At 73.3% G+C, this 12,973-nt stretch carries 11 protein-coding genes; 6 read left to right on the top strand and 5 right to left on the bottom strand.

Annotated elements, in window-relative coordinates:
* Positions 1–21 precede the first annotated feature (21 nt).
* On the bottom strand, positions 22–1,086 hold the full coding sequence (locus tag SH922_RS34975) for an MBL fold metallo-hydrolase (RefSeq protein ID WP_393062564.1): 1,065 nt from the start codon (positions 1,084–1,086) through the stop codon (positions 22–24).
* Between the two features lie 43 nt (positions 1,087–1,129).
* Positions 1,130–2,380 (bottom strand): aminotransferase class I/II-fold pyridoxal phosphate-dependent enzyme, encoded by a 1,251-nt coding sequence (locus SH922_RS34970; protein WP_393062563.1) that lies wholly within the window; start codon positions 2,378–2,380, stop codon positions 1,130–1,132.
* A gap of 275 nt (positions 2,381–2,655) precedes the next feature.
* Here SH922_RS34970 and SH922_RS34965 point away from each other — a divergent pair, with 275 nt between their 5' ends.
* From SH922_RS34965 to SH922_RS34955, 3 genes are all read left to right on the top strand, one after another.
* A complete protein-coding gene (locus SH922_RS34965; RefSeq protein ID WP_393062562.1) occupies positions 2,656–3,810 on the top strand; it encodes a mandelate racemase/muconate lactonizing enzyme family protein in 1,155 nt (384 codons plus the stop codon).
* The gene (locus tag SH922_RS34960; RefSeq protein ID WP_393062561.1) at positions 3,807–4,835 is read left to right on the top strand and encodes a zinc-binding dehydrogenase; all 1,029 of its coding nucleotides are present in this window, start codon (positions 3,807–3,809) and stop codon (positions 4,833–4,835) included. Before SH922_RS34965 ends, SH922_RS34960 begins: the two co-directional genes overlap by 4 nt.
* A 109-nt stretch (positions 4,836–4,944) precedes the next feature.
* A complete protein-coding gene (locus SH922_RS34955; RefSeq protein WP_393062560.1) occupies positions 4,945–5,928 on the top strand; it encodes a hypothetical protein in 984 nt (327 codons plus the stop codon).
* Positions 5,929–6,060: 132 nt separating this feature from the next.
* Here SH922_RS34955 and SH922_RS34950 read toward each other — a convergent pair whose 3' ends face one another.
* Together SH922_RS34950 and SH922_RS34945 are read right to left on the bottom strand one after the other, a co-directional pair.
* A complete protein-coding gene (locus tag SH922_RS34950; RefSeq protein ID WP_393062559.1) occupies positions 6,061–6,912 on the bottom strand; it encodes an SMP-30/gluconolactonase/LRE family protein in 852 nt (283 codons plus the stop codon).
* Positions 6,909–7,682, bottom strand: coding sequence for an IclR family transcriptional regulator (locus tag SH922_RS34945; protein ID WP_393062558.1), 774 nt, complete (start codon positions 7,680–7,682; stop codon positions 6,909–6,911). Before SH922_RS34945 ends, SH922_RS34950 begins: the two co-directional genes overlap by 4 nt.
* A gap of 259 nt (positions 7,683–7,941) precedes the next feature.
* Between SH922_RS34945 and SH922_RS34940 the strand changes: the two genes are divergently transcribed.
* The 3 genes from SH922_RS34940 to SH922_RS34930 all read left to right on the top strand — a co-directional run bounded on the left by SH922_RS34940 (position 7,942) and on the right by SH922_RS34930 (position 10,909).
* Entirely contained in the window at positions 7,942–9,447 is a 1,506-nt protein-coding gene (locus SH922_RS34940) for a bifunctional phosphatase PAP2/diacylglycerol kinase family protein (RefSeq protein WP_393062557.1), read from the top strand.
* Positions 9,448–9,642: 195 nt separating this feature from the next.
* On the top strand, positions 9,643–10,452 hold the full coding sequence (locus SH922_RS34935) for a methyltransferase domain-containing protein (protein WP_393062556.1): 810 nt from the start codon (positions 9,643–9,645) through the stop codon (positions 10,450–10,452).
* A gap of 103 nt (positions 10,453–10,555) precedes the next feature.
* Positions 10,556–10,909, top strand: a complete 354-nt coding sequence (locus SH922_RS34930; RefSeq protein WP_393062555.1) for a VOC family protein — start codon at positions 10,556–10,558, stop codon at positions 10,907–10,909.
* 27 nt (positions 10,910–10,936) lie between these two features.
* On the opposite strand, the gene SH922_RS34925 is transcribed toward SH922_RS34930, so the two are convergent.
* Complete coding sequence (locus SH922_RS34925; protein ID WP_393062554.1) at positions 10,937–12,907, bottom strand: DUF5107 domain-containing protein; 1,971 nt, start codon at positions 12,905–12,907, stop codon at positions 10,937–10,939.
* Positions 12,908–12,973 lie beyond the last annotated feature (66 nt).

The raw sequence follows: 12,973 nt of genomic DNA, 5'->3' as shown, positions 1-12,973 counted from the left end.
CGGGAAGGGGCCGGGCCAGGGTCAGGGGCTGACCGTACGCGGTTCGCTCGTGGTCTCGACGATGCGCGAGCCACCGATCGGCAGGTCCCAGAGCCGCTCGCGCGGATGGCCGGCCCGTCGCCAGGCGGTGCGCAGCCGGGTGAGGGGTTCGAGTACGGGCTCCGCGGACAGCAGGAAGGTCGCCCAGTGCATGGGCGCCATGGCGTGGGCGCCGAGATCCTCGTACGCCTGCACGGCCTCCTCCGGGTCGGCGTGCACGGCGGCGAGCCACCAACGCGGCTCGTACGCCCCGATCGGCAGCAGGGCGAGGTCGATGCCGGGGTGTCGGCGGCCGATCTCCGTGAACCAGTGGCCGTATCCGGTGTCCCCGGCGAAGTAGATCCGCTGCCCTCGGCCGGGCCCGGCGGTGTCCTCGATCACCCAGCCGCCCCAGAGCGAGCGGCAGGTGTCGGTGAGGGTGCGCTTGGACCAGTGGTGCGAGGGCACGAAGTCGAAGCGGACACCGTCCAGTTCCGCCGATTCCCACCAGTCGAGTTCGGTGACGCGGACGAAACCGCGGCGGCGGCACCAGCGGCCCAGTCCGGCCGGGACGAACAGCGGGGTGTGCCGGGGCAGCCGGCGCAGGGTGGGCGCGTCGAGATGGTCGTAGTGGTTGTGGCTGATGACGACGGCGTCGACGGTCGGCAGGTCGTCCCAGCGGACGCCGACGGGGGTGATCCGGGCCGGGGTGCCGAGGATGCGGCGGGACCAGACGGGGTCGGCGAGCACGGTCAGTCCGCCGGTGCGGATGATCCAGCTGGCGTGCCCGGCCCAGGTGACGGAGGTGGTTCCGGCCGGGGCGGCGGGGAGCGGCTCGGGGGCGTACGGCAGCCGGTGGATGCCGCGCAGTCCCTCGGCGTTGGGCCGGATGGCGTGTTCGCGGGCCAGCCGGGACATGCCGGTGACACCGGGGAGGGGGGCGGTGAGCCGGTCGGCGAAGCTCCTGGGCCAGGACCGCACCTCTCCGAGGGGACGCGGGGTCACCACCGCGCCGCAGGACACCCTGCGCAACTCCCGGGCGAGGTCGCGCTCTGTCTGTTCCGTCATCGAGGGGCTCCCGTCTCGGAGTGCGTCGGCGCGGCGCGGTGCTTCAGCGGAGTTCGTCGAGGGCTGCTCGGAACATGTTCAGGGCGGCCACGACATGCGGCAATTCGAGGGGCTCCACGGAAGTGAGTGACTCCATCTGCTGCTCCGGGGTCGACCCGAGCAGCGATCCGGTGCCCAGCCGCACCCGTAGCGCGCCCAGTTCGTCGCCGAAGCGGTGGCCGCCGGGGACCGGTACGCCGAGCCGGTCCGTCAGGTATTCCTCCAGCTCCAGTGAGTCCGTGACCCCCCGGGCGGCGAGCCGGGAGCGGAGCGGGCCGAGGTCCGCGTACAGGTGGCGGCCCGCCTGCGGGGGGCGGGCCAGCGCGCCGGAGCCGAGCACGGCCCGGTGGGCGGCCGCTGCGATCTGCGCCTGCATCGCGGCGGCCCGGCGGACCCGTTCGGTGACGGCGTCCGGTTCCCGCAGCGCATGGGCGGCCGCCGCCGCGACCGGGCCCGCGACGAGGGCGCCGAGGGCGGTGAGAATGTCGAGCGTACGCGCGTGGCGCACGGCCGACCGCTCGGTGTCCGGGAACCGGGCGACCGCGACCGGCCAGGCGGACGGGGTCAGTGCGCCGGCCAGGTCGGAGACGACCGTCACGTCGTCGGGGCACATCTCTGCCGGGCTGAGCAGCACGGTGTCGTGCGGCCGGTGCAGGGTGTCGCGCCATGTCTCGTCGCTGACGATGTGCAGCCCCTCGGCGACGGCGGCCTCGCAGGCCTCGCGCACCAGTTCCGGCGGGGCGACGGTGGCGGTGGGGTCGTCCACCACCGAGATCAGCAGCAGCCGCGGCCTGCCTCCCTCGGCGCGCACCCTGCGCACGGTCTCCAGGAGTGCGTACGGGTCCGGCACACCGCCGCACTCGGCGGGGGTCGGGACATGGTAGGCGGGCCTGCCCAGCAGCCGGGCCTGCGGGATCCAGGAGGCGGGGCAGGGGCGCGGCATCAGTACGTCGCCGCCGTGCGCGGCGATCAGGGCGAGCACCAGCGGGGAGGTGCCCGGCGCGGCGGCGATGTGCTCGGGGCCGCCGCGCAGTCCGCGCCGGTCCCAGTAGGCCCGGGCGGCTTCGCGCAGGTCCGCCGAGCCGCCGGCCGGTTCGGGTTCGCCGCGGCCCGCCGCGGCCGCCAGCACCTCGGCGAGTTCGGGCAGGACCGGCAGTCCGGGGCCGGGTGCGGGCGGTCCGTACCGTACGGGCCCCCGGTCCTCCCGGACCCCGGGCGCGCCGCGCCCCTGACGTCCGGTCCGCTCCCGGCCCATCCGGGCCTCCTTCGCCGCCGCTCACCGACCGGACCGCCGCGTCACTCCCCGGCCGCGACCGTTCCTTCGCTCTCCGGCCCTTTATACGAGGGAATGGCGCGGGGCGCCTGCGCTACGGCGAAGCTGTCCGGGCGGCCTCGGCGCGGGCATCCGGCGGCCCGGGAACCGCACCGCACCGTGACGGCCCCATTGACACTCGCCCTGCCGCGTTATTACGGTCACGCCAGGATTTCGAACGAGTGCCGAAATATCGAACAAGTCGAGGGGCAACTCCCGTGCGTATCACCGGAATCAGCACACATGTGGTCGGAACACCCTGGCGCAACCTCACCTATGTGCAGGTCCACACCGACGAGGGTCTCACCGGCGTGGGCGAGACCCGGATGCTCGGCCGCACCGATGCGCTGATCGGCTATCTGCGCGAGGCGGAGGCCAACCACATCGCCGGTTCGGACCCGTTCGCCGTCGAGGACCTGGTACGCCGGATGAAGTACGGCGACTACGGGCGGGCCGGCGAGATCGTGATGTCCGGCATCGCGGTCGTCGAGATGGCCTGCTGGGACATCAAGGGCAAGGCGCTCGGCGTCCCGGTCTGGCAGCTGCTCGGCGGGAAGGTCACCGACCGGGTCAAGGCGTACGCCAACGGCTGGTACACGACCGAGCGGACCCCGGAGGCGTACCACAAGGCCGCGTCGGCGGTCGTCGCGCGCGGCTACCGGGCTCTGAAGATCGACCCGTTCGGGACGGGCCACTTCGAGCTGGGCCAGGAGGAGACCCGGTACTCCATGTCGCTGATCGAGGCGGTCCGGGACGCCATCGGCCCGGACACCGAGCTGATGCTGGAGATGCACGGCCGCTTCAGCCCCTCGACCGCGGTGCGGATCGCCCACGAGATGGCCCCGTTCCGGCCGGCCTGGCTGGAGGAGCCGGTGCCGCCGGAGAACCTCAAGGCGCTCGCGAAGGTGGCGGGCAAGGTCGACATGCCGATCGCGACGGGTGAGCGCATCCACGACCGCATCGAGTTCCGCGAGCTCTTCGAGTCGCAGGCCGCCGACATCATCCAGCCGGACGTCGGTCACATCGGCGGCATCCTGGAGACCCGGAAGCTCGCCGCGACGGCCGAGACCCACTACACGCTGATCGCCCCGCACAACGTCGGCGGCTCGGTGCTGACGGCGGCCAGCCTCCAGGTCGCGGGCTGCACCCCCAACTTCAAGATCCTCGAGCACTTCAACGACTTCGCGGACGCCGACATCAAGAAGGTCGTGCGCGGCGCCCCGCAGGTCGACCCCGAGACCGGCTGCTTCGAGCTGTCCGACGCCCCCGGCCTCGGCGTGGAGCTCGATGTGGACGCCGCGGCCGAGTTCCCGCAGCAGCAGGCCCGGTTCGACCTGTGGGCCGACGGCTGGGAGAAGAGGCAGCCCAAGTGAGCGAAGGACCTGCCCGTTCACGGGCGATCACGATCGACCGGCCGGGCGCGCACCGGCTGACCACCGGACCGGTCGTGGAGCCCGGCCCGGGCGAGGTTCGGGTGCGGGTGGCCGCGGCCGGGATCTGCATGAGCGACCGCGAGGTGTACGACGGCCATCGCGACCCGGGTTACGTGCGCTACCCGGTGGTGCCCGGTCACGAGTGGTCGGGCACCGTCGAGGCCGTGGGCCCCGGCGTCGATCCCGCCCTGACCGGCCGGCGCACGGTCGCCGAGGGGTTCCGTTCCTGTGGGAGCTGCGAGCGGTGCCGCAGTGGTGAGACCTCGCTGTGCACGTCGGGGTACGACGAGACGGGCTTCACCCGGCCCGGGGCGTTCGCCGACCATGTCGTGGTGCCCGCACGGCTTCTGCACCCGTTGGCCGACGACGCCGACCTGCGCGCCGCCGCGCTGCTGGAGCCCGCCGCCGTGATCGCCGCGGCCGTGCGGGCCGGCGCACCTGAGCCGGGCGAGCGGATCGCCGTCGTGGGTGCGGGAACGCTCGGGCTGCTCGCGGTCCAGCTGCTGGCCGCGGTGTCGCCCGGGGAGCTGACGGTGATCGACCCGAGGGACGAACGGGCCCGCCAGGCGCTGCTCTTCGGGGCGAGCGAGGCCCTGGCACCCAAGGAGGCCGCTGAGGTGCGCGACAGGTACGACCTGGTGGTGGAGACGGCCGGGGCCGCGACCACCGCCGCCGATGCCTGCCTGCTCGCGCGGCGCGGCGGCCGGGTCGTGCTCACGGGGATGTTCGCGCCGGGTGCCGTCGGCATCGACCCGGTGCATCTGTCGCTGAGCCAGCTCACGGTGCGCAGCGTGTTCGGGGCGTCCTCCGCGTCCTGGTCGTACGCGGTGCGGGCGTTCACCGCGGGACTGCTCGATCCGGCGGCGCTGATCACGCACGAGTTCCCGCTGGAGCGGTTCGCGGAGGCCGTGGCGCTGGTCGGGGGCGGCGACTCCGGGACGGGCAAGGTGCTGATGCGCCCCTAGGGCCTCTCGTCCGGATCATGCCGGGCTCGCGGACGCCGCGCCGCCTCGCCCAGCCCGCCGCCGTTTCCCCCGAACTTCGTCCGACCCACCGAACACGAAAGGTCGCTCAATGACCTCCGTATCCTCCGCCCCGTCCGGATCCTCCGCCGGCGTCCGGCGCCCGGGTGAGCCCGCGCTCACCGCGCTCGGGCTCGGCGCTCCCGCCCCGGCTCCGGCCGACGCGTCCCCGCACACCTTTCCCGACGGCGGCAGCTGGCGGACCGAGATCCCGTCCGTGGAGGGTCCCGAAGCGCTGTCCGTCGTACTGAAGGAGAGCGCGCGGCTCGACGTCCCCGTCCACCGGATCAGCCAGGGCAGCGGTGTCTGGATGCTCAGTGACACCGAGATCACCGACATGGTCGAGGGCTGCGCCGAGCGCGGCATCGAGCTCTGTCTGTTCACCGGTCCGCGCGGCAGCTGGGACACCGGGGCCTCGTTCCGCACCGATTCGGGCGGGGCCGGGCTGCGCGCCCGTGGCCACGACGCCCTGGCCGGCTGCGTCGAGGACGCCCTGCGGGCCTCCGCGCTGGGCGTGAAGTGCCTGCTGGTGGCGGACGAGGGAGTGCTCTGGACCCTGCACCGGCTGCGTGAGCAGGGCGTGCTGCCCGCGGACACGACCTTCAAGGTGTCCGCCCTGGTCGGCCCGGTGAATCCCGCCTCGTTCGCCGTGTACGAACAGCTCGGGGCGGACTCGGTCAACATTCCGTCCGACCTGACGCTCGCTCACTTCACGGAGATCCGGCGGGCTTCGGCCGCTCCGATGGACCTGTACATCGAGGCCCCGGACGACCTCGGCGGGTATGTGCGGATGTACGAGGCGGCCGAGCTGATCCGGCGCGGCGCCCCGCTCTACCTCAAGTTCGGCCTGTCCAAGGCGCCCGGCATCTACCCGTACGGCGCCCATCTGCGCGATGTCACCCTGGACACGGCGCGCGAGCGGGTCCGGCGCGGCCGGCTGGCCCTGGACCTGCTGGCCCGGCACGGCGCCGGCGGGAACATGTCGCCGCTGGGCTCCCGGCTGCCGGGCACCCTGCGGCGGTTCCCGACGGGTTGACCTGCCGCCGGGCGGGTCCCGGGCCGCGCGGCGGGGTGATCCGCCGCCGGGCGGGCCCCGGAGCCAAGGCGGGGTGATCCGCCGCTGGGCGGACCCTCGGCCCGGACCCGCCCGGCACCCTCCGACAACCTCTCAGCCCGCGAAGGCCGTACCGGGCATGCCCAGGCCTGCGTCCGGCAGGACCAGCAGCGACCCCGAGAGCGGGTGCGGTGCGTCGAGACCGGTGCGGGCAGTGGAGACGTAGAGGTCGCGCAGGTCGCGGCCGCCGAAGGCGCAGGCCGTGGGCCGTCGCACCGGCAGCTCGACGACGCGGTCCAGCCTGCCGTCTGGGGTGTAGCGGCGCAGCGCGGCGCCGTCCCACAGGGCGACCCAGACGGCCCCCTCCGCGTCGACCGTCAGGCCGTCGGGGTATCCCGCGCCCTCCTCGACGGTCGCGAACGGGCGGCGCCCGGTGACCTGTTCGCCGTCCACGTCGAAGACGTCGATCCGGCGGGTCGGTGTGTCGGTGTAGTACATCAGCCGGCCGTCCGGGCTCCACCCGGTGCCGTTGCTGCAGGCGACCAGCGGCAGCACCCGGGTGGCCGTGCCGTCGGGGGCGATCCGGGTGAGGCTGCCGCCGACCTCCGTTTCGTCGTAGCGCATGGTGCCCGCCCACAGCGCCCCGTCCGGAGCCACCGCGGCATCGTTCCCGCGCCGTCCCGGCTCGGCGTCGTGGACGAGCCAGCGGAAGGCGCCGTCCGCGTCGTAGAGGCCGATTCCGTCGCGCAGGTTGACGACGAGGCCGCCGCCGGCCCGTGGCTTGGCCGCGCCGACGTGCTGTTCGGTGGCCATGACGGTCCGCCGGCCGGTCGCCGGGTCGTAGGTGTGGATGCGGGCGGAGAGGATGTCGACCCAGATCAGCCGCCCGGTGGCCGGGTCCCAGGTCGGGCCCTCCCCGAGTGCGGCGTGCTCCCTCACGGCGACGTCGAGGCGCGGACGGCTCACATCTCCCTCCGGTGGTGGCCGAGGCGGCCGGAGAGCGCGTCGGCGCCTTCGGCCGCGAGGGTGGCCAGTTCCGCCTCGCGCTCCTCGCTCCAGCGGATCATGGGGACGGAGACGGAGAGCGCGGCGACGACCCGGCCCGACCGGTCCCGGACGGGCGCGGCGACGCAGCTCACGTCGGGATTGGACTCCCGGTGCTCCACCGCGATGCCGCGTTCCCGCACGGAGGCGAGCGCCGCTCGCAGTTCTCCTTCGTCGGTGATGCTGTCGGGGGTCATCGCGGTCAGTTCGAGTCCGTCGAGGCGGGCGTCGAGCTCCCGGCCGGGAAGGGCCGCGAGCAGCATCTTGCCGACCGACGTGCAGTGGGCGGGCAGTTTGCGGCCGGCCGCCGACACCATCCGGACCGCGTGGGTGGAGTCCACCTTCGCGATGTAGATGACGTCGGTCCCCTCCAGGATCGCCACATGCACGGTCTCCCCACAGGTCTCCGCGACCTGCCGGGCCACCTGCTGGCCCTCGGCGGCGAGGTCGAGCTGCTCGGCGTACCGGCTGCCGAGCTGGTAGGTGCGGACGCCGAGGCGGTAGCGGCCGGGCTGGTCGGGGATCGCGACCAGGTACGAACGAGCGGCGAGCGTGGTCAGCAGCTCATGGACGGTGGTGCGCGGGAGCTGGAGCTTGCGGGTCACCTCGGGCGCGGAGAGCGTACCGTCGCCGTGGAGGAAGAGTTCGAGTACGTCCAGCGCCCGGGTCACCGCGGGGACGAGTCGCCCCATGGTCTGCACCACCCTCTCGTGTTCGGCATTCCGGCCAGTGACCGGCATCACGAACACAGGCTAAGCGTGGCGCACTTGCGGGGCAATGACGAAGTGATGTGCGGCACCCGACGCCTGTACGGATACGTCGCGTTCGCCCCGGTATACACCTGAATGACAAGTGGTCGGTGCCACTCGGCGCCCCCTTCGCAGGGGCTCCTGCGCACGGTTCGGGCGCGCCTGCCGGTTCGGCGGGGGCGGTCAGGGTATTCGCTGTTCCATGCCTTCACCGAGTATCCCCTCACATCTGCCGCGACCCGCCGGGCTGCGGAGCGTTCTGCACCGAAGCGATCTGGCCGTGTTCCAGAACCTGGCCCAGCGCCACTGGCCGGCGGCCGGGCCCGTGCTGCCGCGGCTCAGCCGCAGCGCCAATCACGGGCTGCTGTGGTTCGGCGCGGCGGCGGGCATCGCCGCATTCGGCGGCAGTGCCCGGGCCCGGCGGGCCGCGCTTCGCGGGATCGCGTCGCTTGCGGTGGCCTCGGCGGCGATCAACACGATCGGCAAGGGGGCGGTCCGCCGCGAGCGGCCGATACTGGACGCCGTTCCGGTGATACGGCAGCTGAAACGACAGCCGGTCACCACGTCCTTCCCTTCGGGGCACGCCGCTTCGGCTGCCGCGTTCGCCACCGGGGTGGCGCTCGAGTCGAAGGGCTGGGGAGCGGTCGTCGCACCGGTCGCCCTGTCGGTGGCCGCCTCCCGCGTCTACACCGGAGTCCATTACCCGAGCGATGTGCTGGCCGGTGCCGCGCTCGGCATAGGGGCGGCGTTCGCCCTGCGCGGCATCGTGCCGACCCGGGGGCAACTGCCCGCGCCCGGCCGGCCGCCCGCCGATGCGCCCGCCCTGCCGGACGGCCAGGACCTGGTCGTCGTCGTCAACCAGGAGTCGGGAACGGCGACGGCCACGGCGTCGCTCGTCCGGGACGCCCTGCCGAACGCCGAAGTGGTGGAGTGCCCCCCGGCGCAGCTCTCGGCCGAGCTGGAGAAGGCGGCGGGCCGCGGCCGGGCGCTGGGGGTGTGCGGGGGTGACGGCACGGTCAACCAGGCGGCGGCGGTGGCCGCCGTACACGGCCTGCCGCTCGCCGTGTTCCCCGGCGGCACACTGAACCACTTCGCGTACGACCTGGGCATCGAGACCGTGGCCGACGCCTGCGCCGCACTCGGCTCGGGAAGCGCGGTACGGGTGGACCTGGGCCGCTTCCGGCCCGGACCGGAGGGTCCCGGGGGCGCTCACGGCTACTTCCTCAACGCCTTCAGCCTGGGCGTCTATCCGGAGCTGGTACGGACCCGCGAGCGCTGGGCCCCGCGGATCGGCGGCTGGCCGGCCGGTGTCCTCGCGGCCTTCGAGGCGCTGCGCGGCGAGCGCCCGCTGGAGGCCGAACTGCAAGGCCGCAGACGGCCCTTGTGGCTGCTGTTCGTCGGCAACGGGCTGTTCCAGCGCGTCGGCCCGGCGCCCGGCCGGCGGCACAATCTCGCGGACGGGCTGCTGGACGTACGGGTCGTACACGGGGGCCGGACGCCCGCCCTGAGGCTGCTGGCGGCCGCCGTCGCCGGCCCTCTGACCCGCTCCCCCATCCACGCCGCCGTCCGGCGCCAACGCATCCGCATCTCCGGCCTGAAGCCCGGCACCCCGTACGCCTACGACGGGGAAGTAGCCCACAGCCAGGGCGACTTGATGATCGACAAGCTGCCGGAGGCACTGACGGTCTACTGCCCACGACCGGTGTGAGACCAGCCGGATCCGGATGAGCGAAGGGCGGCCGACGCCGAGTCGGCCGCCCTTTCGCGTCAGTTCACCACGCCGCGCTTGTCCATATCGCAAGATGCCCATCTCATAATTCGACATGAAGGCATACGGTAGCCGTACCGATCAGCGCTTTGCGGCTCGCGTTTCGAGGTCGCGTTCGAGAGAGGATGCACGGTCATGCCGAAGGAGACCGCCGTCTACACCCACGGCCACCACGAGTCGGTGCTGCGCTCGCACCGCTGGCGTACCGCCGCCAACTCCGCGGCCTACCTCGTCGGTGAACTCCGCTCAGGCATGAGCGTGCTGGACGTCGGGTGCGGGCCCGGCACCATCACCGCGGACCTGGCCGCACTCGTCGCCCCCGGCCGGGTGACGGCCGTCGACACCACCCAGGAGATCCTCGACCAGGCGGCCGAGGCCGCGTCCGAACGAGGCCTGGAAAACGTGGAGTTCGCCGTCGCCGACGTCCACGCCCTGGAATTCCCCGACGACTCCTTCGACGTGGTCCACGCCCACCAGGTGCTCCAGCACGTCGGCCACCCGGTGCAGGCGCTGCGCGAGATGCGGCGGGTCTGCCGTCCCGGCGGCATCGTCGCGGCCCGCGACAGCGACTACGCAGCCATGAGCTGGTTCCCCGAGTCACCGGTCATGGACGCCTGGCAGCAGCTGTACGCCCGGGTGGCGCGGGCCAACGGGGGCGAGCCGGACGCGGGCCGCCGGCTGCTCTCCTGGGCGCGCGAGGCGGGCTTCACCGACATCACCCCGACCGCCGCCTCCTGGTGCTTCGCCACCCCGGAGAGCCGGGACTGGTGGAGCGGCCTGTGGGCGGACCGTACCGTCGGCTCGGTCTACGCGAAGCTGGCGGTCGACGGCGGCCATGCGACGCCCGGAGAGCTCACGGCGATCGCCGAGGCCTGGCGCACCTGGGGCGAACAGGGTGACGGCTGGTTCATGGTCCCGCACGGCGAGATCCTCTGCCGGGCCTGATCCCACCGCCCCGGGGGCCGGTCCCCACCTCCGGCCGCCGGGGCATCCTGCCCCTCCGCCGAATCGATCACACACCACTGACCGGCCAACTACCCTGTGCGGCATGGAAATCCTGGGAACCACGCTGCGTATCTGCGTCGACGACCTGGAGGCCGCGGTGGCCTTCTACGAGGACCTCACGGCGAGTCCGGCGCTGCGCTTCGAGCGCGGCGGGGTGTCCGTCGCCGCCATCAGCTGCTTTCTGCTGATGAGCGGGCCCGAGTCCGAGCTGGAGATCCTGCGCAAGGTGACCGCGACGATCGCGGTGAAGGACGTCGACGAGGCCCACGCCTCCCTGACCCGGGTCGGCGCCCGCGTCATCGCGGGACCGGTACCCACCCCGGCCGGCCGCAACCTGATCGCGGTGCACCCGGACGGCTCGGTCTTCGAGTACGTCGACCGCAACCGGACCGTCTGAGCCATCCGTCCGCCGCGCCCTCCGCCGTCATCCTCGCGGCCGCATGCGGTAGTTGTACGCGTCCGGCAGCGGTTCGTCGGTGAGTTCGGCCCACACCTCGTCCAGGATCTCCGCACCCTCGCGCAGATCGGCGACCTCGAAGCCTTCGTCGAACAAGGCCCGGGCGGCCGCCGGATCCCCCTCCGCGAGAAGGAGGCGCGCCTCCAGGAGACGGAAGCGGCCCCGGGGCCGGATCCCCGGAAGCAAGCCGTTCCAGACCGCGCGCGCCGGGGCGGTGCGGTCCGCAGCCAGCAGCGCCTCGATCGCCTCCCGGCCGAGGGCGGCCGTGGCGGCGGTCCAGGCCTCGCCGTCGTCCCGGCGCTCCGCGCACAGGTCGTCGAACGCCTCCGTGTAGTGGTCGGCTGCCCGGTCCCGCTGGCCGCTCTCCTGGGCGGCGACGGCGAGACAGCGGAGCAACGGCCAGCGCGACGGAGCGAGGGCGAGACCGCGCTCCCAGCTGCGGACCGCCTGGGCCCGGTCGTCGGCATGCCACTGGGCGACGCCGAGGTGGTACTCGGTGAGCGGTTCGGCGGAGGCCGTCTCCAGCATGTCGCGCCAGTGCGAGGAGACGAGAGTGGGCCCGGGCGGGACCACGCGGCGCGGTTCGGGGAAGGAGCCCTGCTCCAGCAGCTCCAGCCAGGGCGCCTGCTGTTCGCCGAGTGTGGACTCCGCGAACGGGGTGCCGGGCAGCTCGTACCCGGCGCGCCGTACTTCGAGTGCTCCCCATCCTGAGCCGGTGGCGAGGATCTCGCCAGGCTCCGTGTCGGCGCAGCGGCGCCATGCCTCGTACGCGGCGTCCACATCGGCGCGCGGCAGCGCGTCGGCGAGCCGCTGCTCGGTCTCGGCACGGGCCGCGGCCCAGTCGCCGCCGTGCACGGTGGCAGGGTCCGCGGCCAGCGGCCCGTACGACTCGAGCCAGCTGAACTCACCACCCGGCTCCAGCGGCACATGCTCCAGCTGGGTGCGGGCGAGCCCGGCCTGGATCTCGGCGTAGCCGGTGGTGCCGGGCTCGGTGAGCCATTCCTGCCAGCGGCGGCCGCCGGGCCCGCTGCCCCAGAGGAAGAGCTTGCGGCCGCGCAGCAGGTCGGTGGAGGTCTGGACGAGTCCGCGGCCTTCCCCGTCGAGGGAGGCGATCCAGCGGCGGGCGCCGTCGGGTACCTCGTAGAAGTAGTCGGCTGGGAAGTCGCTGCGCAGCGGGTACGTCCGGTCGACACCCCCGGTCTCGGGCATCGGGACTCGGGTCAGCGTCCGTTCGTAGCCGAAGTGCCAGGCCTCGTCGGCGGGGGCCAGCACCCGGGTGCGTTCGCCCTCCGGGACTGCGATGTTGGACCACCAGTAGACGGGTGCGGGGTGTTCGTGCGGGTTGCGTATCCGTACGCCGACGTGGAGGAAGTCGGAGTCCTCCGGCAGCCACAGATCTACCTGGAACGGCAGGTCGCGCAGCCGCTCCCACTCCCAGAGCCGGACCATCTCGCCGCCGTCGGGTGCCGGGACACGAGCGGCGTGCACCGGGGCGCAGGACAGGGTGGTGTGCCCCGTCGCTCCGATGTTCCACTCGATGCCGCCGGAGAACCAGGCGCCGTTGAGTGCGAAGTCGGCGGGCTGCAGCACGGGGTTGGTGTAGACGAGGTCGCGGCCGGTCGGCTTGTGGAACAGGGAGTGGATGCGACCGCCGAGTCCGGGGAGCACGGTCGCCCGCAGCCGGTCGTTCTCGATGACGATCGCGTCGAGGGCCGTGGGGGTGCGCTTGCGGCCGTAGCCGTCGAGGATCCGCACGGGAAGGACGGTGGCGAGGGGTTCGTGGCCGATCTGACGGGCCATGTCGCGGGGCAGTCCCGCCCGGTCCCGGTCGTCGACGACATGCATCTCGTCGAGGGGCCGCAGCGCGGGCAACGGATTCTCCGGTCCCGTCGCCGCCGCGGGCAGGGTCAGTACGGTGCGTCGTACGGTGGTGGCCAAGGCAACCTCGCTCCCTCGCGCGGGCCGCCGCAGGTCCGGGCGCCCCCCGATGACCATGGAACACGC

Source organism: Streptomyces sp. LN549, from assembly GCF_043203805.1.
GTDB lineage: Bacteria > Actinomycetota > Actinomycetes > Streptomycetales > Streptomycetaceae > Streptomyces.
This window is presented reverse-complemented; position numbering and strand designations above follow the sequence as displayed.